This window comes from Marinifilum sp. RC60d5 (assembly GCF_052400665.1).
GTDB lineage: Bacteria > Bacteroidota > Bacteroidia > Bacteroidales > Marinifilaceae > JBQTGK01.
Genome location: NZ_JBQTGK010000016.1, coordinates 45,990 through 67,296, shown reverse-complemented (window position 1 = coordinate 67,296; position 21,307 = coordinate 45,990). Strand labels below are relative to the sequence as shown.

The window sequence follows — 21,307 nt, the reverse complement described above, 5'->3', positions numbered from 1 at the left end:
TAAATAGCAGCTTATTTATAGATTATCAAACACTAAAGAAAGTACGAATTTATCAAAAAAAACAAACACTTCCATCTAAATTTAACTAAAACATATTTTCAATCCTTATTTTAATCAAATATAATAATTATATTTGTTATAGGTATTTCATATATAATTAGGAATGTTATGATACGTATGCCCTAATTTTACTGCAACTACACAATCAATATTGTTAAATTATTTAATACGATATGGTACAAATCGAAAATAGCATATTAAAACTATCCGAAGAAATTAAAAATGCCATAATAGTCGCACAATCCTGCGCCAAAGAATATAGTAATCCCTGCTTTTCTCCTGCCCATTTACTAAAAGGGCTTCTTCATAAAGACAGCGGATTACGGGAGGAACTATTTGCTATGGATATTGATGTTTACTATATGGAAGAATGGGCTGAAGTTCGCATGGAATCCTATCCTAAAGGCACAAAATTCTCCAATCCAATTCCTGCTGATGATGGAGTAGAAAATATTTTTCAAGAAGCAGAAGAACTTAATCTGCTCACAGAACAATCCGAACTAAGTTCACTTAGCGTACTTACAGCACTAACCACACCAGGAGTAGGATTTACTTTCGACCAACTAAAAACATTCCCTCTTCAACGCGATCAACTGCTAGAGATATTTACTCCAGCCAAACGAATAAATACAACTAAAACAAAAGAGAATAAAACAAAAAGCGAGTTTGAATACCTTACCGACCTAACTCTTTTAGCAAAAAACAAGCAATTATCGGTGGTAGTTGCAAGAGATCAGGAGTTGTTAAATATTACAGAAACCATTGGTCGGTTTACTAAGCCGCACATACTTATTACAGGTGAATCCGGAGTTGGTAAATCGGTAATTGTAAACGGACTGGCTACTATTATTTCTCAGGGAAAAGTTCCCGATCTTCTTACTCAATCGAAAGTATTTAAGCTTCAAATGGAAAATATCCTGGCTGGAGCTACTTATAAAGGAGAAATTGAAGATAGACTTAGAAAAGTATTTAAGCAGTTAGGACAATTAAACCGTCCCATATTATTTCTTGATGATCTTCAAACACTTATTGACGATAAATCGGGAAATACAGGTATAATTCATCTTCTTAAATCGGAACTTAACAAAGGGTATTTTGTGCTTATAGCAACAATTCCGAACGATTCATTTCGTAAACTCGTTGATGGCGATAGTGGTTTAAAACGACTTTTCGAGCATGTAAATATTGAAGAACCAGATCACAATCACGCTGTTGAGATGACTTTAAGCGCAATATCACAACTTCAGAATCACCACAAACTAAGCATCCATACAGATCAAATAGCCGAAGCTGTCACGCTCGCCTCACGACATTTTAGTGAAAGAAAATTACCCGATTCTGCTATTGACCTTATAGACCGTACAATGGCAGGTACCCGAGCACAAATGGATACGTTACCTGGTGAGATTGATCAGTTAGAAAAACAACTTGAAGCAACAGATTGCGAATCTTCTGACCTTACCATTATTGATGCTGGCCTTCGGAAATTCCTCACCTATATTGGTCAACCCCAAGATGAATCAAACGAAACAGTTGAACAAACAACCAACTGCCGTAATATGATCGATCTTTTACGATATGAAATCGCAAATCAAACCAATGAAATTAACTTTCATAATTTAGCTACAACTATTGCAAGGGTTAGTGGCATTCCTGTTGGAAAAATAATGACTCGCGAACGCGATCGTTTACTGGGAATGGAAGATACCTTAAAATCTTCAGTAATAGGTCAGGATCAGGCTGTAACGGCAGTTTGTGAATCGATACTTGAATCACGCTCCGGACTAAACAGACCTGGACAACCAATAGGCTCATTTTTCTTTTTAGGCCCCACAGGAACAGGTAAAACCGAGTTAGGGAAACAGCTTGCCAACTTCCTGTTTCAGTCATCAGCCTCATTAATTCGTTTCGATATGTCTGAATTTAAAGAGGAGCATTCAGCAGCCTTGCTTTATGGAGCTCCTCCGGGATACGTTGGTTACGAAGAAGGAGGTATGCTTGTAAATAAGATTAGACAAGAACCTTATTCTGTAGTCCTTTTTGATGAAATAGAGAAGGCACACCCTTCTGTATTCGATATTTTTCTGCAAATACTTGACGAAGGAACCATACATGATCGCTTGGGTAAAACCGGAGATTTCTCCAATGCAGTTATTCTTTTCACATCCAATATTGGAAGTCAGTCAATTGTCGATCAATTCAACGAAAAACAAACACTACCAGCCTCTGATAAGTTAATGGAAAGCATGGCAAACTATTTTCGCCCCGAATTTTTAGGTCGACTTACCGGAATAGTTCCCTTCGCACCCATAACAAAAGAGAACATCACTAAGATTTTCAATCTTCAACTTAAAGAGCTAACAGAAGCACTTAGTCAACAGGAAATTGAGTTGGAAATTAATAATAAAACCAGGGAAAAGCTTGCTGAAGAAGGATACTCTCCTCAATATGGTGCTCGTCCACTTCGAAACATTATTCGCACCCGACTGCGAACTCCCTTATCCCGAATGATCATTAGCAATGAACTAAAACCAGGACAAAAAGTAACAGTATCATTTAGTAAAAATAACAATCTAAAACTTAAGGTTAAATAAAACAACTGGATTTAAAAAGTGATTGTTTAAAACCACTCCAAATCCGACAATTATATTTTACAAAAGAAACCTATTAATAAACATTTAAAAATAGAAAGCATGAGCGGAAATTTTGAGCTTGGTGGAACAGAAGTAAAATTAGATGCCGGTGAGGCTATCCAGGAAATTCCACAAAACAAAACTTTACTAGTAGAAAAATTAACTTACGATGCACCTATCAAACCCAATATTGTTAAAGGGCTTGATACTATAGAAGATGTTTTTCGACATTTTAAACCTCAAATTGAAGTAGATTTTGAAACATCAGAAGGAACCAGCCAAAAAGAAACATTAGGCTTTAAAAATCTGGGCGATTTTGGCATAAAAGGCATTACCTCCCAAAGTGAGTTTCTTAAAAGTCTAACTACAGAAAAAGAGCAGCACAATAAAATTATTAAACAGTTAAAAACAAATAAGATTTTAAAGGCTGCTCTAACCGATCCTGAAGCAAAAGCTGCTCTTTCAGCCGCCATAAGCGGATTAATTGATGAATTGAACAAATTGGACAGATAACAAAATGGTACAAAGCAAAGAACAAATAGCTAATTCGGTAGCAACTAACGAATTACCCTTAAAGGAGAACATTAATAAATTGGCAAAATATGGAGGGTTTGATTTACTCGAAACCGCTATTGAAGGAGTTCAGAATATGAATCCTGAACGTAAAGCCAGAAAAAAAATATTCTTCACAGAAATCTCAAAAAAAGAGGAACGCGAACAGTTAAAAAGAACTCTCGAAATATGGTCGGAGGCTATCAATGGCTCAAGCGATATTAATGAGATGATTACCAAAAGCAAAGAAAAGGCAAGTGAGACTGCTCAAACACTTAAGAAAAATCTTAGTGTTGTAATAGAGCAAACCAGAGATCTCGAAAAATCATATCGAAGCACAGCTTTATTTTATAAAAACACTGAACAAGATAAAGTCAAGAATATCTCCATTATGAATGCAGATCCAGATCAAATTAAAGATTTGGATAACACAAGATACATCGATGCGGTATCTGCCGAAATAAAAAATACTTACGATCGACTTGATTTAAGTGAAAATTATGGATTATTAGTACTTCCAGGATACTTAGGATCGAATATGTTAATTGAAAAATGGGGAAAAATCGCTTATGACAATAAGGTAATGATGATTACCGATTTTGAACATTTAGACGAACCAGATGATGTAATGGAAATGTTTAGCGCAGCAAAACTTTCTGGTGGTGACATGTTTCGATCGAACGTAATGATGACCTGCAACTGGCTTGTTGGCCGTGGAAAATTCGACGAAGTAAACGAAGAAGATGATCTTTTTGTGCCTCCTGCTGGTGCATTAGCTGGTAAAGTATATCAAACTCTTATGTCGCAGGTTACAGCGGGTAAGAAATTTGGAGGTCTTAACGAAGTACAAGGGGTTAAATTTGATCTTCGCAAAAGTGAAATCTCCAGCCTAGAAAAAATGGGCTTAATCCCAATGGTAAACGAATATGGAAAAGTAATGGCCTTCTCCGCAAAAACCCTTTTTAACGGTGCTAACTTAGGTCTTCAGACTTATTCTGTTGTAAGAGTTTTCGATTACGTAACCAAGGTGATGATGGATTTTCTTAATCGTAGAGCCTTTGAGAATTTTAATGCCAGAACCCGAAAGGACCTTTTAAAGCAAATTATTCAATTCTTAGATACCATATCAGGTCCGGATAAATTAATTGAAAACTTCACAATTAAACGCTTCGAGCAAGATCCAATTCAGAAAGATCGTGTTCATCTTGACATTCATATGAAACCATATTTTCCAGCTAAGAACTTCTTAATAAAAATGGAAGGTCAAAAAGGAGATGATGGAAATGATTGGGATAGCGAATACGAACAAGATTAACATACACTATTCATAACTACGAAAAAAGACTTGCTAAAATATTTTAGCAAGTCTTTTTTATTTATCCTATCAACTAATCGTCTAACCTCTGACATACGATAACATTATTTTCTTTAATGTTGTTTCTATAAACCGTTTGCTCTGTGTTTACCTGCTTCCACCTGCCTATAAATCGGGGTCTTCGATAAAAAATCCAGTTGTGTAATTTTTCTTCTTTTGTACCGTACTCTATCAATTCTTCAGGGTGTTTTTGATTGTAATCGTTAATAAAATGATAAAAGAACATCCCAAAATCCATATTTTCAGGAGCACGAACCCTAAATCGAGAAACAAATTCGGCATCTTTCGATTTCAAAAACTCCAGTGTAATAATATAGGGATTCTTTAAATCCTCATATTCTGGTCTCACATATTTTTTATTGATTGGGTATTCCCACATCTTATAGATTGCCAAAGGAATATCCATGGCGCTATTAAATAAATGAAGAAACAACCATGGCAGAATCATACTAATTGTGGCCGACAAAAAGAAATAATGCATCCCTCTCACCCCAAATCGGCCAGCAATTTGTATAAATACAATAAAACCAACCAATACAGTAACAAGTATTAACATTAATTGGGCCAACCACTTGAGTTTTTCCGGCCATTCAAAATACTTCTCCAAAGCAAGAATCATAAGATAACCAGACAACAAACTAATTACCATTATTGCAATATAGTTCGATGAAATATCGTAAAACATCAAATTACCAATTGTAAACAGAGCACAAACTGCATAAACTAAAGCTGCTACAAGAAGATATAAAATCATTTTCTTTCTATCGTGGGAAAACAATTTTTTTAAACTTTTTGAAAAAGCAAAAAACATCGCTCCAAAAAAGAGAAACAATATAGAGATCACATTAACATCCCCATTTAATAAGCTTTTTAATATCATAACACCAATTTATTTTATACGGGAATTTAATACGGCAGAATAACCAAGCACACCAAATCCATTAGGTGATGATTTCTGATCCGTTTTACAATTAATTTCGAACTCATATTCAACAGGCAACAAATACTCTAAAAACTCCTCGATAAATTCATAAATAGAACCACCTTTTAGATAATCTACAATTTCATGCTCTTCAAGTCCCTCAACCTGAAATCGTAACATTGGAAGTTCTTCGGTAGCATTTCCGGCTATAAAATTTCTTCCTAAAATAAGCCCCTTCCCCTCTTTTCTCTCCTTACTTTTTATGCATATCATCTCCTTACTATAGGATACTAATTTCCCTAAAAACACCTGTAATACCTTACATATATGCGTAAGATTACCTTTTATTGAATGAGCCAAAGGAGCAATTTTAAGAAGAAAAAGCTTTTGACTTTCTGTTAAATTAGGATTAACATCCCAAAATTTAATAAGGAAATTTTGAAATTGATGATCCTGATTTTTCAGTAAGGCCATTTCCTGCTGTTCAATTTTTACAGATATGGCAAATAACTCATTCTCGAAAGGCTTAAAAAATTTCCTTGCCTCTTTTTCTTCTCGTTTTTGCTTTTGATGAAGATGAATTAACTGTTGAATATTTTCTCTTCCATTTCCTTCGCTTCTTTCATGAATAAGACCTTCGGGTAATAAATCATAAATCCCATTTCTCGAGAGATATAAAGTTAACAAATCACTTTCCTCTTCGATACCCACTTGTGCTTTTTCAATATCCCTTCTAAACGGACGATTAAAAGCACTATTCAAATGTACAATTAAATTATCGACAGAGACACCACGCTCAAACAACTGATTAGCTATTATTTCAGCCTTTAAATTAAATGGCATAACATTTATATCCTGCAGGTACCCATGTAAGGCTTCTTTATTCACCATCCTTTACAATCTTAGCATTTGAAATTACATGAAACTTAGAAATTGAATCCTGTAAGCGATAAAAATTAAGATCACCTCTTACTTCGGCAGCAACAAATATTTTATTATCTAAATAAAAACCTACCTCTTTAGTAGCATGAGATTTCCTTTTAAAAAAAACCAAATCACCCGTCTCTAAAAAATGACAATCTCGATATAAGTATGTTTTACGAGACTTATAAAGATTTTCAATCTCTCCTGGCAATTTAGTATTAAAATTAAAATAATATAAATACTGAACAAAGCTCACATTTAAAGAGTTTATTTTAAGCAAACTAGAGTCTTTAATAGCTGCCCAATTATCAATATTTTTATACAGTCTAATATTTTTTATTTTGTTATCATCAATATCAAGAATTTCGGCATACTTTTCTTTTAAAGCAATTACATCAGGCTCATCGGTGTTTACTGTGTTATGAATTATTTTTTTAGAACCACAAGAAAATAAACCACCCAAACACATCAATAAACAAAGTGCTACAATCGCTCTTCTGCAATCATTATTTGTAATTATTAAAATACTATTGATCCGCATTGCTTACCATATAAACATTTATTCTAAATCTTAGAAAAATATACTAGCAAAATTATGAAAGATTCTAACCAAGAAAAAATATTAAACCGTAATTCTTCATAAAAAAAACAAAAGAAGCATTAAACTATCATTATTATTTATTTTTTATGTTATATATTTCAAGGTAAATTTATTCATTTAAACTAAGCGTAAAACTGATTTTATAAGGAATTACGAGCAGTTTCAAGCAATTTAATATTTTCCAAATAAGAGAATCAATCGAAGTGGTTTTTTTCATAAAACACTTATTTACAACTATTACAAATAAAAAATAAAATAAGAAACATGAAAATAATTACTAAATAGTTCAGAAAGCCTTATTAATAAAAGAAAACCCAATACTTTTTATATGTTAATTCCTATATCCTCCATACCTTCATTGTAAATTTACTTCGATAGTTAATTGGATTTTTAAAATACTATTCATAATTTCACATGTATATTATTATTATTATTAACATTAAATTTTACTATTATGTCATTTAAGGCGAAATTAAACGTAGGTGGAAAAACAATGAATGTTCTTTCCTGTAATTACGATTTAACTCAAGAAGTTGATGCTACCGGTCGTCCATCATCGGTTACTCGTGGTGGTCGTATCATGTTAACAGTTGAAAGTACTGATGATACTGATATGTTCGAATGGATGTGTAACAACTTTGAGAGAAAAGATGGCACAGTTACTTTCTTGAAACGCGATACTGACGCTAAACAGAAAGAATTGTCATTTACCGAAGGTTACCTTGTAAAATACGAGGAAAAATTCAATGCTTTCGATAACATGCCAATGGCTGAATCGTTCACTATCTCTGCCCGTGAAATTAAAATGGGTAACGGTGAACACATTAATGAGTGGGTATAAACGCACTTAGTAAAAGGGACGACATATCTATGTCGTCCTTTTCAAACTAATATCAGGATACCATCACGTATTCCTAATAGGGTAAAACTATAAAATTATCTGAATAAAGAATAAAAAATCCTGATAAAAAAGCTATCGTTAGCCGCGATAGCTTACTTTTTAAATTCTCCGTTTTCGTTTCCTTATTTTAACCAATATCTAAACTCATTTTTTAACGGATAAGCCTGTTTTTAATCCCAATGTAAAACTCAATCAATATGTCATTTCTGGCTGAATTTATTATAGACAATACTGTTGCAAAAGTAATTAATTGTCATTTTGGAATGGATCAATCCATCACTGTTAACGGACGCGCTTCACAAAAGCCTGTTGGTGGAGGAATTATTGAACTTGAACTTGAATCAACATCTAGTACTGAATTTTTTGACTGGATGGCCTCTGCTGATGCACGCAAAAGCGGAAGTATAACCTTTTACCGTCGTGATGCTATGTCGCGTTTAAAAAGACTCGATTTTACAGATGCACTTTGTGTTTCCTACCACGAGTATTTTCACTCTGAAGGATCATACCCCATGAGTACTAAAATGAAATTGTCGGCACGTGAAATAAATCTCGAGAATGTTTCAGTTGTAAACGATTGGAATGCAGAAGGTTAATTGGAAAACCCTTCTGTCCTTTTAAATAAATGATTACTGTTTTTAGACAATAGCCTTAAGGCTAATTAATTACTCTAAAAATTTAATTCCTGTTAAGAGGTAGATTACACAAAATAAATACTAGTTAAAAATACCAGCATGGCACTGCAAACAAATACAATCATAAAAATAGATGGCGTACAATATCCTAATTTTCTTGATTTAAAAATTATTCAGGAGATTAATGCTCATCACCATTTTGATATTACCATTTTATGGGAGCTATTTACCGAAGAAGGCACGGCAATAATTGACAAAACTCAATCACTTATTGGTAAAAAAGTAGAAATTTTAATTACTGATATAGTAACCGATTCAGCAATACCAGAAGGTACTTTTATCGGAATTATTACAGAAGCAGAATCGGTAAAATCAGAATTTGCAACAATTGGCGACCATATTCGAATAAAAGGATACAGTCCAACTATTTTATTAGATGATGGTCCGCATTGCATAGGCTATGAAGAGAAAGATTTATCGGAAATTGTTCGTTTAGCTACTGCGGCTTACCAAATGGAAAATGCGCCAAGCATAAACCCAGTTACAAGAGATGTATTTCCATACATTGTACAATACAACCAAAGTGCTTTTAACTTTTTAAGCAATTTAGCATCCCGATATGGTGAGTGGTTTTATTACGATGGACAAAAACTAATTTTCGGATCGGAAACTTCTGAGCCATTACCCTTAAAGTATGGCATCGATTTAATGGATTTTAATCTGAAAATGCAGACGCACCCCAAAACATTTAACTACGTAACAAGAGATTACTATTCGGACGAAAAACTGGAAAGTTCGATTGCTGCAGGAACTGAATTACCCGGCTATCATGCTTTTATGGCAGAACAGTCGGAAACAATGTTTGGACAGGAAACCATAGTCGATTTTCACCGACATACCGCCGATGGTGATTTAAACCAGGCACTAGAGAATGCTGTGGTAAAACAAGGTGAAGCCAACGTGGCCCGAATGGTTGTTCTAACGGGCAGTACAATGAATCCTGGTCTTAAAATAGGAGCATTAATTTCTATTGCTCAAAAAACGGCCAATGGAGAAACTACTTATGGTACATTCATCGTTACAAAATTGATGCACACCTGCCAAATGTCGGGCGATTACAAAAATAATTTTGAGGCAATACCGGAAAATGTGGTATACCCACCCTACACCAATGTTGCCCTCTTTCCTCACTGTCAAACTCAAACCGCAATAGTTGTAGACAATGCCGATCCACAGGGAATTGGCAGAGTAAGAGTTCAATTTAGCTGGCAGTTAACCGCTCCATCGCCTTGGATTCGAATGACACAACCACATGGTGGTGTAGATAAAGGTTTCCACTTTATTCCAGAAATTGGGGAAGAAGTAATGGTTGGATTTGAAGCCGGAAATGCCGAAAAGCCTTTTGTTATTGGAACCTTATATCATGGCGCAGCCAAACCCGAAAGTTTTACTACTGATAACAATGATGTAAAAGCCATACGTACGCGAAGTGGCCATACCATTGAATTAAATGATACCGATGGCGAAGAAAAAATTAACATTTACGACAACGAAGGCAGCATTATTACTTTCGACACACAAGCAAAATCCTTAACCATTAGCTCTACTGAAACCATCGATATCTCAGCTAAAAATATCAATATCTCCGCCGAAGAAAATATTCAGATTGCTGCACAACAAAATATCGATGTAGCTGCTCAGGCTGATGCAAATATTCAAGCAGAAGGAAACTTAGCCCTACAATCAACTGGCGATACTACGGTAAATAGTAGCGCCGCCTTAACCCTTGCTGCAACTACCGATGCCGATTTAAGTGGACAAAATGCCAGTGTTGCAGGACAAGCTGAAGCAGGATTATCGGGAATGCAAGTTAAGGTTGAAGGACAAATGACTGCTGTTCAGGGAGCAAGTGGAAAAATAGAAATCATGTAATTAATTCTTACAAATAAAAAAATGGCTGGAAAACCAATTGCAACAATAGGAAGTATGCACGTTTGCCCAATGGTTTCTGGACTCGTGCCTCATGTGGGCGGTCCCATAACAGGACCAGGAGCTCCCAATGTTTTAATTAACGGAAAACCCGCAGCTCTTATGGGCGATATGGCCGTTTGCGTAGGACCACCCGATGTGGTAGCTCAGGGAAATCCATCTGTATTAATTAATGGAGTGCCCGTAGTTTGCCAAGGCGATATGACAGCTCATGGTGGTGTTGTGATGTCTGGAGAAGCCAATATTCTAATTAGTACCGCTACTCCCAACCCACGGGTAAGCAGTCCAATACAGGAAATTCCTTTTCCAGAAATTAGCATTGCCCAAAAATTGGCATCTAGTGTAGTAGAAATTGTTCGTGGCGATAGTAGCCCTGCCAATCTTCAGGAAGCACAAGAAAATCAGGAAACCTTGCGTGAAGAGGCAGATGAACATGGTTTTTTGCCAGATTATGATTTTAGCATCTAAAAAATTAGATTATAATGAAATTTGAATATCCGATTCCAACCTCTAATCCTGCCGATAAATTAGGTCAAGCCAATACTGTTGGATTTTATCCCATTGGCCGTTTACTTAATTGGCATGGAGGCCTACATGTATCAGGAAGAAGTGAATCTGCTATTCATGCAATAGCAGACGGTGTTATTATTGCCTACAGGGTTACAAATGAACCAATCGAACTTGATGGAATTAAGTTTTCAAATAATTTTGTTCTTATAAAACATAAATATGTAAGCCCAGAAGGTAGAGAATTGCGTTTTTATTCCCTTTACAATCATTTGATGACTTTTACAGACTTGAGTAAGAAAAAGGATGTGCCTGTTTTTTTGGGTGAAGCCGAATACAAAGTTAAAGGAGGTGTAATTAAAGGATTAAATTTAAGAAGTTCGGAGAATAAAGAAGACAAATTCGTAGTTCCTAAAGGGATGACTGTAGAACTTGATTCCAATTTAACTCCTAAAGAATTAAATAAAGATCATTGGGCTCAAAAGGATACTAATTATAAAAAAGTAAAATACAAAGATCCATTTACGAATAAAGTTATAGTAGATCGGTTTATGTATATGGGACCACGTCACAATAAAAAATTACCCAATGGATCTTACGAAATAATCACAGAAGAGGATACAAGTTCTGAAAAAGGAGAAAATATAAGACCGTTAACAGGAGCTAGTATTCAATTTGTTGTGCCCAATGGAACAAAACTCCAGTTGGATGGATTTACCAACACAAAGAAAAATTACTATAAAATAAAGAGTATTGATGGTAAGTCTTATAAGGATCTTAGAATTTTTGCCAAAAGCTGCGTGAAATCTGAAGGAATGGCTATTACACCGCCTAAAAAATTTAATGATGTTGTAACAGGTGAAGATTGCGCATTTGAGGTGAAAGCTGGAGATATTATTGGTTGGACGGGATATTGTGGTTTTGCAAATCAACCAAAATTGAAAGATTGTCATGTAGAGGTATTTACAGATCAAGATCCAGCGGAATTTATTACAGGTAGAGCCGGAAATAAAAGCGATATAGAGAAAACAAAGAAGTTTACTAAAATTAAAAAAGGGGCTAAATTGGCTTTAAAATATCCGATTAGCTTTAAAAAAGATGATGAAATAAAAGTTCTTATTTTTTCTGAAGACGCAAACGAGAAATATTGCAAAATTAAACTTCACAAGCAAGAAAGAGAAGTAGATTATGATCTTTTAGATTATATGGATGGAAGCCAGAAAACGAATGATAAAGAAGAAGTAATTGCTGCAAAATATACTCCGGGTAAACTAAAAGAATTAAATGTAATTTTTAATGATTCATTGAATAAAAAATCAATTATAGATTGGGTAGAATCGATAAAAGATAAAGATGGAGCTGTTACGAATAGACGAAAAGTAGTATTTACTATCCCTGCAGGGGAACATATGTATTGGGTAGAAAAAAGCGCTTTAGGTGTTGTTGCTAAGCCACAATCTATAATTAAGCTAGAAAAAGATTTAACCACTCTTTATTTTAGGGAGCCAAAACAAGATATTTTTGAATTTACTTTAGGTCAAGATGAAATTTTTAAAAATTCCGATTTAAGCAAGACTGAAATACAAGAGAAAGATAATACTTGGTATAAGATTAAAACATTCACCCCTGAGAAAAACGAACACAACTTCGTGCATTATAATGAAATTGAAGGGTTTATAAAAAAAGATATCACTGAAAAAAATATAAACACGATGTGTTTAGTTTCAGCTTTCAATTGGGAGACTTTTGGTTTTAAAATTTATAAAGAACAACCAGATGAGTTTGTTCTAAATAAATCCATTGCTGAACTTACTCAAGAGAATTCACCTGCTTTTATTAAATCCGTATGGAATCACATCGATGAAAATGGTGATGGGAAGTTGACAAAAAGAGAACTTCGAAATGCTTTGCAAGATTTATTTCCTCAGAAGAAACTCTCTAAAATGATCTGTTATCACCAAAGTGAGTGGGGTGTTGATTATGCTTCTTTAAAATCGGAAATAGAAACCTTACTAGATGAAGGCATTAAAAAGGAGAAGAATGCTGAAAAAAAACAGAAATTAGAAGATAAAAAACAGTTAACTTTACATTTAGTAGAAGAAAAAATTACGGCTTTTGATTTTTGGAGTAAGGTAAAAGTTCCTGTTCCAAATAAATTACCAGGAATGCCTGCTGATATGATATATGATCCAATTCGGGATCAATGTCGCAAAAGAAATCCTTGGGAAATAGGTTTTGAATATGAGCAAAAAGATGAGGACGAGGAAGAATATACGCCATTTCCTACCTCAACTAAGGTGTACCACTTCCACCCTATTGCTTTTGTGGAGCAGATGAGGAGGATTGTTGGGGAATACTTTTTAGCTCACAGTGCATTCGCAAACTTAATAGCAAAAAAAGAATCAAACGACAATTATAATCTTTGTAATAAAACAAAAGGAGGACTTAGTGTTGTTAATAATGTTAACGTAATTGAAACTAAAATCAAAGATATTCAACAAAAACAAAAAGATAGAGATATTTTTGCGGTAGGTAGATATCAATTAATACCCAATACTTTAAATTCTAGTATTATTAGTTTAGAGCTTGATATAGATAAAAATTTAGATGAAAAAATGCAGGATAGAATATTTGAGAAATATTTAATAACAATAAAAAGACCAGAAATAATAGAGTATTTAAAGGGTAATGGAAACATAGAGGATGCAATGTATGCAGCAGCCAAAGAATGGGCAAGTATTGGTGTCGATAAAGGTAAAAAAATTAGCAAAGACAGAATTGCAGTGGGAGGTGAATCTTACTATGCTGGTGATGGATTAAATAAAGCCCACATATCTCCTGATCAAATTAAAAAAGTATTAATCAAATCAAAAAGCAAATAGTTAAAAATGAGAAACCGTAAATTTTTAAAGGGTATAAAATTAGAGATTTTTGTTTTTTTAGTAATATTTATTTTCTTCGGATGTAAAGATGCAGTTAATGCTAAAAAAGCAATACCTAATGTTCAAAACACTGAAGACTTAGTTGAAAAATATACTTGTCAATCAACAGAAACATCTTTTACAATTAGTTGTGGATCTGGTTGTTCTATGATTTACTATGAGCATAGTATTGTTTCTAATGAAGTAACATTTAAGGTGGAAATGTATGTTAATGAAATTCTAACTGATGAGAATTTAGAAACATATATTATTGAATGTGATGGGAATGGCAATGCTACAAAAGTATATTTAAAAGGAGAAAAAGATAATATATTGCAGAGCGAATTACCTATGATGAGAGAAGAATTTCAAAAATATGGTAATTTCTTTTGTTCTAGGAAATAGCTTAAACTAAATATGTTTTCATTTAGGCTGTTTTGTCTAATAATTAACAGTGAAGGAATACTGAATTAATGAAAGCTTCTGGAAAAAAGTGTAAAATACCAAAACGAATTTTTGAGCGGGTAAAGTAGACTGAAATTATAGAGAAGTCGGAGGCTTAAAATGGTTTCCGACTTTTTTTAATCCTATAAAAAACTATCTCATTTAGTCTGTAAGCCCCCTGCTAGTCCGAGCTTGTAGCTCGTATTCTGCGTAGCAGTAGAAGAACCAAGCTGTAGGTTGATTGTAATGGTCAACATCTGATTTTATTCTTCGTAATTTCAACATATTGTTTACTTTAGAGAGAGTAAAAACAAAAGGATTGAAGTCAAAACCAGAAGTTTGACTTCGTCGATTTTCAATTCACAACAAAGAAGGTTTGTACCTGATTCGTTTTGTTACGGTCGAATTGGATTGGTATTTTTGTTTGTGAGCACTATTTTGCGGCAGTAGCCAAAAGTGTAGAAATTTGTTGCGCGAACAAAGGAATGCTTATACATGCTTACTGCATTATGCCTGCTTATAATACATCTGATATTTAATGATCAAAATTCTGATTCGGGTAAAAGACTGTAAAACCTATGCATCAAAACTATTTCAAAGATTGAAGAAAATGCACAAGAGAGCAGAAATGTTTTCCTCTTTTTTTATGCCGCACAAAAAATTCCAATCGTAATGCATTGGTGTGTTTCCGTTCGCATTTTATCATCTTCCGCGTCAAACTTTACCTCTTCCGTTTCTAATTTTCGCTGTTCCGTTCGCCATTTCAAGTCTTCCGTTTGTCACGGAAGCCAATCCTCCTGTCACGGAAAGGGGGGTGCATTTTTCACGATTACCATCCCTCAATTAAAACAAAATTTAGTATGTATTTCATCACAAACTAAAACTTGACAAGTTTGACAGCCTTCTACTTATATGATTTTTATTAGCTTTGGTACTGTTAAATTTTTTTTGAAAATTACATCCGAATACCTATTGATTTGTATTTATTGGGCGACGGTAAACTTGCGTACTTTAAAATAGTTTCAAAATGATTACAAGAGAAGAATACTTGAAAGCATTGGATATTGTTGAAAAATACCACAAGCAATTAGACATCCAAAATGTTAGTCAAGTTCGGGAAAAGCTAAGCCCTGAGCTACAAAAAAACGATTTTGTAGAATATGTAGGCGGTTCGAAAAGTGCCTATCTAACAAAAGGGAGAAAATACCGCTTAACAGGTACACCATTTAGAAATAGAATATGTGTAATAAACGACAAGGGGAAATGGATGAATACCAAACAGTGCTATTTTAAAATGCCTTACTTGTGCCGAATACAAAAATAGAATTGTATAAATTCGCAGCTGATCGTAGTCCAAAAAACAGATGCTTGCGAAAAATTTTTGCAGGCTTTCGTTTGCAGTACTAAAATTTGATAGTAAATAGGTCGATGACCTTAAAAAAATAACCAATGACCGAACAAAAAGCACACTTAGAACAACAACTCTGGAACATTGCCAACACCCTAAGGGGCAAGATGGGTGCCGATGATTTTAGAGATTACATATTGGGTTTTATTTTTTACAAGTACCTAAGTAAAAAAATGGAGCTGTATGGCAACGAAATTCTAGAGCCAGATGGAATCACTTTTGCCGAAGTGGAAGGCCACGAACAAGAGGCAGAACTGATAGAAGCATTGAGAGATGCCGCCTTAGATAAGCTCGGTTACTTTTTATTGCCATCGGAATTGTTTAGCCAGCTAGCCAAAAGAGGCAACTCAGGAGGGAAAAGCCAATTTATTTTGGGCGATTTGGCCAAAGTGCTGGCGCACATCGAGCAAAGCACCATGGGATCGGAAAGTGAAGACGACTTTGGCAACCTGTTCGAAGATTTGGATTTAACCAGTTCGAAACTCGGTAAATCGGAAAACGATAAAAACGAATTGATTGTAAAAGTGCTATCGCATTTAGACGAGATTGATTTTGATATAGAGAATACCGATAGCGATGTGCTGGGTGATGCCTACGAATACCTTATTGGTGAATTTGCCAGTGGAGCAGGGAAAAAAGCAGGCGAGTTTTATACCCCACAACAGGTGTCGAAAGTACTCGCTCGCTTGGTAACGGTGGGTAAAGACCAACTAAAATCGGTTTACGATCCTACTTGTGGTTCTGGTTCCCTCTTGTTGCGCGTAGCCAAACAAGTAAAGGCAGTGAGTGGCTTTTATGGGCAGGAAATGAACCCAACCACCTACAACTTGTGCCGCATGAACATGATTATGCACGATGTGCATTACAAAAAGTTCGACATTAAAAATGAAGATACCCTGGAGCGACCACAGCATGTCGATATGCGTTTTGAAGCCATTGTAGCCAATCCGCCATTTTCGGCCAAGTGGAGTGCCAGCCCACTCTTTATGAGCGACGAGCGTTTTTCAAGCTACGGCAAATTAGCCCCAAGCTCTAAGGCCGATTTTGCCTTTGTACAACACATGGTGCATCAGCTAGACGATAAGGGGACAATGGCCATAGTGCTACCTCATGGCGTTTTGTTTAGAGGAGCAGCCGAAGGACACATTCGTAAATACCTGATAGAAGATCGCAACTACTTAGATGCCGTAATAGGTTTGCCAGCCAATATCTTTTACGGAACCAGTATTCCGACTTGTATTTTGGTGCTGAAAAAGGAAAGAGCCAACAAGGATAACATCCTATTTATTGATTCCAGTCAACACTTCGAGAAAGTAAAAACCCAAAACTACTTGCGCGAAGAGGATATCAATAAAATTATTGATACCTACAAAGCCTACACCTGTCATCCTGAGCTTGTCGAAGGATCTCAAGCCAACATCGACAAATACAGCCACGTAGCCACGCTTAGCGAAGTAGCCGAAAACGACTACAACCTAAACATACCCCGCTATGTAGATACCTTTGAAGAAGAAGAGCCTGTAGATTTAAATGAGGTGGCAGATCAACTGGTGGCAAACGATTTGGAGATGAAAGAAACCGACAAATTAATTGCCGGTTTTTGTAAGGAATTGGGCATTAAAACCCCTTTTTAATACGCATAATGGTCGATAAATATCAAAATAAATATAGGATTGATTCGCACAGATTATCCCATTGGGATTATTCGAATAATGCCGCCTATTTTATCACCATTTGCACCCAAAATAGAATTTGCAATTTAGGCAGAATTGAAAAGAACAAAATGATTTTATCAGATTATGGGAAAATAATTGAAACCGAATGGCTGAAATCATTTGAAATACGAAAGGAATTATTTTTGGATGAATATATAATAATGCCAAACCATTTACATGCCATTATCATATTGAATAACACGGATGAAAATAATGAACATCCCGCAGTACAGACGCACGGCCGTGCGTCTCTGTGTGTGCCACCGCCATCCCAAATGCGTGTGCCATCCCAATCCCAATCCCAATCCCAATCGAAAATGCCCATACGATTACCAAAATCAATATCATCATTTATCGGGGGATTCAAATCTGCAATCAATTCAAAAATTGATGATTATATCGATGAAAATAATTTGGACATCCCTAAATACAATCGCACGAATCATTTTTTTCAAGCCAATTATCACGATCACATTATCCGAAACGATAATGCATACCGAAAAATAAAAAATTATATTCTCAATAATCCTGTAAAATGGAATGGAGATAAATTTAATAAGACGAGCAATGAATAACTCAACAACACATATCGAAACAGAACAACACAACTCATCATTGCAAACTGCAAACGAAAACCCCAATTTGTCATTGCGAGGTACGAAGCAATCTCAACACCTTGTTCCTAAACTACGATTTAAGGAGTTTGATGATTTATGGAATGTAGAATTACTTGGAAACATTGTATCTAAGGTAGGAAGTGGAAGTACTCCTTCAGGTGGAGTTCAAGTTTATCAAACTTCAGGAATTCCTTTTATCAGAAGTCAAAATGTTTATGACAATAAATTAGTTCTTGATGAAACTCACATATCAGAAAAGATCCATGAGAAGATGAAAGGCAGTTCGGTGCAATCAAATGATATCCTGCTTAATATAACAGGAGGGTCAATTGGAAGAAGTTGTGTAGTTCCTAATGAATTTGACGAAGGAAACGTAAATCAACATGTTTGTATAATTCGTTTAAAATCAAATTATACACCGAAATTTTTACAGCCGTTTTTAGCATCACATAAAGGTCAAAAACTTATATTCCAAGGTCAGACAGGGAGTGGTAGAGAGGGAATTAACTTTCAGAGTATACGTTTATTTAAACTAAATCTTCCCTCTCTCCCCGAACAACAAAAAATAGCTTCCTTTTTATCTGCGGTAGATGAAAAAATACAGCAGCTCAGCAAAAAGAAGAAATTGTTAGAGGTGTACAAAAAAGGCGTGATGCAACAACTTTTCTCTGGCAAGCTTAGGTTTAAAGATGAGAATGGAAAGGAGTATCCGGAGTGGGAGAAGAGTGGATTAGGCAAACACATTGATTTATTTTCTGGATATGCATTCAAAGGAGAAGATATTTCTGAAAATGAAAATGGAATCCCTTTATTAAGAGGAATAAATATAACCGAAGGATATATACGGCACAGTTTAGAAATGGATCGATACTTCAATAAGGACATTAAAGATATCGAGAAATTAATGGTAAAAGAGGGAGATTTAGTATTAAGTATGGATGGATCCAAAGTCGGGAAAAATTCAGCTTTGATAACTAAATTTGATGAAGGGGCATTATTAGTACAAAGAGTTGCTAGAATCAGAAGTTTAAAGACATCAACAATAGAATTTATTTATCAACATATCAGGTCAACACAATTTATCAGATACGTTGATACTGTAAATACAAGTTCAGGTATTCCTCATATAAGTTCTAAGCAAATAAAGGAATTCAAAATAAATTTCCCTTGTCTCGAAGAACAACAAAAAATCGCAAGCTTTTTATCGGCCATCGATAGCAAAATAGAACGAGTAAGTCATCAAATCAACCAAACGCAAAGCTTTAAAAAAGGGCTCTTGCAGCAAATGTTTGTTTAATTATATTGCGCGCATATTTTTTGAAAAAAGATGATATGCGCACGTTTTTTTTAGCTAGCGCATGTTTTTTTTACTTTAGTTAGCGCACGTTTTTTTAATTTAATATATAAATGCGCACGTTATTTTCAGTTAGCGCACATTTTTTAGTTATATTTAAACATAACTTAGAAATTTCAAAGCATGGAAATACGAATACCTTCAATTGAAACATCCATATTTCAAGGAAAAACCACTCCTGAAAAGGGAAAAATAGTGGGATATGCTGCCATTATAGAAAAATTAGCTTTAACTATTCCATTTCCAAATACATTAGCTCTAATTACTGAAAAAAGTAAAAAATATAATAACGAAGATTGGAAGGTATTTCCTGTATCGTACCAACCAGAAGAAACTTTATACAAACAATTAGTATTTGCTATTAAATATGAAGGTATTAATCTTTTAGTATTTAAATCTCTATTTGATACTATACCCAAAGATGTAATACAAGCCATATTAAATATAGAACCTACTGGGCAATATAGCCGTAAAATATGGTTTTTATATGAGTGGCTGCAGCAAGAGGAAATTGATGTGCAGGTAGATTTAAAAAAACGCAAATACCTTCCTTTGTTAGATGCGAGTATGCAATATGCAATAAAAGGAGAAGAATCTGCCAGGCAAAAAATTATTAATAATCTTCCAGGAACCATAGATTTTTGTCCATTATTATTTAAAACTGAAAAACTAGAAGCACATATTAATGCGAATGTATCTGGTAAAAAAAATGCATTCCTAAGCAGTATCCATAAAGATGTTTTACAACGGGCATCGTCTTTCTTACTATTAAAAGATTCTAAAGCATCCTTTGCCATAGAGGACGAAAGTCCTAAAAGTAAACGTGCAGCACGATGGGGACAGGCCATAGGCCAAGCAGGAACAAAAGATGTAAGCAAAGAAGAGCTCATACGCTTGCAACAAATAGTTATCGAAAATGATCGATTCATTAACATGGGATTTCGTGAAAAGGGAGGCTTTGTTGGCGAACATGATCGATCGTCGGGAGAGCCACTACCAGAGCATATTTCGGCAAAATGGGAAGACTTGGACAAATTGCTTACAGGTTTATTAAATACCAATGATAAGCTATTGAATTCTGATCTCGATGCTGTGTTAATGGCAACAATTGTTGCTTTTGGCTTTATATTTATACACCCATTCGAAGATGGAAACGGAAGAATTCACCGTTACTTAATTCATCACGTTCTTGCCAAAAAGAAATTCTCACAACAAGGAATGATTTTTCCTGTTTCGTCATCAATACTAGATCATTTAGATGATTATCGTGAGGTGTTGGAGAATTTCTCGCATCCCGTATTAGATTTTATCGATTGGGAAGAAACAACAGATCATAATGTGAACGTTTTGAATGATACTCTCGATTATTACAGATATTTTGATGCGACAAAGCAAGCAGAATTTCTTTACGACTGTGTGCACGATACCATTGAGAACATTATACCTAATGAAGTAACTTATCTGACTAATTATGATGAGTTCAAAAGATATTTAGATGATGAATTTGAAATGCCAGATAAATTAGTAGCCTTACTGGTTCGTTTTCTTGAGCAAAATGCAGGTAAACTTTCACAAAGAGCCATAGAAAATGAATTTGCATTGCTTAGCGATACAGAAGTAGAAGAGATAGAACGAAACTACGCGTTGGTTTTTGAGTTATGAGATTTGAGTTATGAGTTGTGAATTATTAACCCGTCATTGCGAGTGAGGAACGAGCGCGGCAATCTGTTCGCAAAAGGAATGAGATTG

Annotated in this window: 17 protein-coding genes; 14 read left to right on the top strand and 3 right to left on the bottom strand. The window is 34.8% G+C overall.

The features are described from left to right. Positions 1-233 precede the first annotated feature (233 nt). The 3 genes from ACT3CE_RS18255 (at position 234) to ACT3CE_RS18245 (ending at position 4,560) form a co-directional block, all read left to right on the top strand. A complete protein-coding gene (locus ACT3CE_RS18255; protein WP_444711202.1) occupies positions 234-2,654 on the top strand; it encodes an AAA family ATPase in 2,421 nt (806 codons plus the stop codon). A 99-nt stretch (positions 2,655-2,753) separates the two neighbouring features. Then, positions 2,754-3,206 (top strand): hypothetical protein, encoded by a 453-nt coding sequence (locus ACT3CE_RS18250; protein ID WP_444711201.1) that lies wholly within the window; start codon positions 2,754-2,756, stop codon positions 3,204-3,206. Between the two features lie 4 nt (positions 3,207-3,210). After that, positions 3,211-4,560 (top strand): DUF5458 family protein, encoded by a 1,350-nt coding sequence (locus ACT3CE_RS18245; protein ID WP_444711200.1) that lies wholly within the window; start codon positions 3,211-3,213, stop codon positions 4,558-4,560. A 73-nt stretch (positions 4,561-4,633) separates the two neighbouring features. On the opposite strand, the gene ACT3CE_RS18240 is transcribed toward ACT3CE_RS18245, so the two are convergent. The 3 genes from ACT3CE_RS18240 to ACT3CE_RS18230 are packed head-to-tail and all read right to left on the bottom strand — an operon-like array spanning position 4,634 to position 7,007. Continuing rightward, a complete protein-coding gene (locus tag ACT3CE_RS18240; protein ID WP_444711199.1) occupies positions 4,634-5,500 on the bottom strand; it encodes a TssN family type VI secretion system protein in 867 nt (288 codons plus the stop codon). 9 nt (positions 5,501-5,509) lie between these two features. After that, on the bottom strand, positions 5,510-6,433 hold the full coding sequence (locus ACT3CE_RS18235) for a hypothetical protein (protein WP_444711198.1): 924 nt from the start codon (positions 6,431-6,433) through the stop codon (positions 5,510-5,512). Next, a complete protein-coding gene (locus ACT3CE_RS18230) occupies positions 6,423-7,007 on the bottom strand; it encodes an NlpC/P60 family protein (RefSeq protein ID WP_444711197.1) in 585 nt (194 codons plus the stop codon). The genes ACT3CE_RS18235 and ACT3CE_RS18230 overlap by 11 nt, the downstream gene beginning before the upstream one ends. A gap of 514 nt (positions 7,008-7,521) precedes the next feature. Here ACT3CE_RS18230 and tssD (ACT3CE_RS18225) point away from each other — a divergent pair. From tssD (ACT3CE_RS18225) to ACT3CE_RS18175, 11 genes are all read left to right on the top strand, one after another. Continuing rightward, the gene (gene tssD, locus ACT3CE_RS18225) at positions 7,522-7,908 is read left to right on the top strand and encodes a type VI secretion system tube protein TssD (RefSeq protein ID WP_444711196.1); all 387 of its coding nucleotides are present in this window, start codon (positions 7,522-7,524) and stop codon (positions 7,906-7,908) included. A 257-nt stretch (positions 7,909-8,165) separates the two neighbouring features. Next, the gene (tssD, locus tag ACT3CE_RS18220; protein WP_444711195.1) at positions 8,166-8,564 is read left to right on the top strand and encodes a type VI secretion system tube protein TssD; all 399 of its coding nucleotides are present in this window, start codon (positions 8,166-8,168) and stop codon (positions 8,562-8,564) included. A gap of 138 nt (positions 8,565-8,702) precedes the next feature. Then, on the top strand, positions 8,703-10,535 hold the full coding sequence (locus tag ACT3CE_RS18215; protein ID WP_444711194.1) for a type VI secretion system Vgr family protein: 1,833 nt from the start codon (positions 8,703-8,705) through the stop codon (positions 10,533-10,535). A gap of 21 nt (positions 10,536-10,556) precedes the next feature. After that, positions 10,557-11,060: a PAAR domain-containing protein gene (locus ACT3CE_RS18210; protein ID WP_444711193.1), complete on the top strand. Its 504-nt coding sequence runs from the start codon at positions 10,557-10,559 to the stop codon at positions 11,058-11,060. Positions 11,061-11,074: 14 nt separating this feature from the next. Then, entirely contained in the window at positions 11,075-13,981 is a 2,907-nt protein-coding gene (locus ACT3CE_RS18205) for a hypothetical protein (protein ID WP_444711192.1), read from the top strand. Positions 13,982-13,987: 6 nt separating this feature from the next. After that, positions 13,988-14,425 carry a hypothetical protein gene (locus tag ACT3CE_RS18200; protein WP_444711191.1) on the top strand — a complete coding sequence of 146 codons (438 nt, stop codon included), beginning with the start codon at positions 13,988-13,990 and terminating at the stop codon, positions 14,423-14,425. 1,066 nt (positions 14,426-15,491) lie between these two features. Continuing rightward, positions 15,492-15,788 carry a hypothetical protein gene (locus ACT3CE_RS18195; RefSeq protein ID WP_444711190.1) on the top strand — a complete coding sequence of 99 codons (297 nt, stop codon included), beginning with the start codon at positions 15,492-15,494 and terminating at the stop codon, positions 15,786-15,788. A gap of 125 nt (positions 15,789-15,913) precedes the next feature. Further along, positions 15,914-17,506, top strand: coding sequence for a type I restriction-modification system subunit M (locus ACT3CE_RS18190; protein WP_444711189.1), 1,593 nt, complete (start codon positions 15,914-15,916; stop codon positions 17,504-17,506). A 149-nt stretch (positions 17,507-17,655) separates the two neighbouring features. After that, positions 17,656-18,162, top strand: coding sequence for a transposase (locus ACT3CE_RS18185; protein ID WP_444711188.1), 507 nt, complete (start codon positions 17,656-17,658; stop codon positions 18,160-18,162). Further along, the gene (locus ACT3CE_RS18180; RefSeq protein ID WP_444711187.1) at positions 18,155-19,501 is read left to right on the top strand and encodes a restriction endonuclease subunit S; all 1,347 of its coding nucleotides are present in this window, start codon (positions 18,155-18,157) and stop codon (positions 19,499-19,501) included. The genes ACT3CE_RS18185 and ACT3CE_RS18180 overlap by 8 nt, the downstream gene beginning before the upstream one ends. A gap of 180 nt (positions 19,502-19,681) precedes the next feature. Next, entirely contained in the window at positions 19,682-21,220 is a 1,539-nt protein-coding gene (locus ACT3CE_RS18175; protein ID WP_444711186.1) for a Fic family protein, read from the top strand. Positions 21,221-21,307 lie beyond the last annotated feature (87 nt).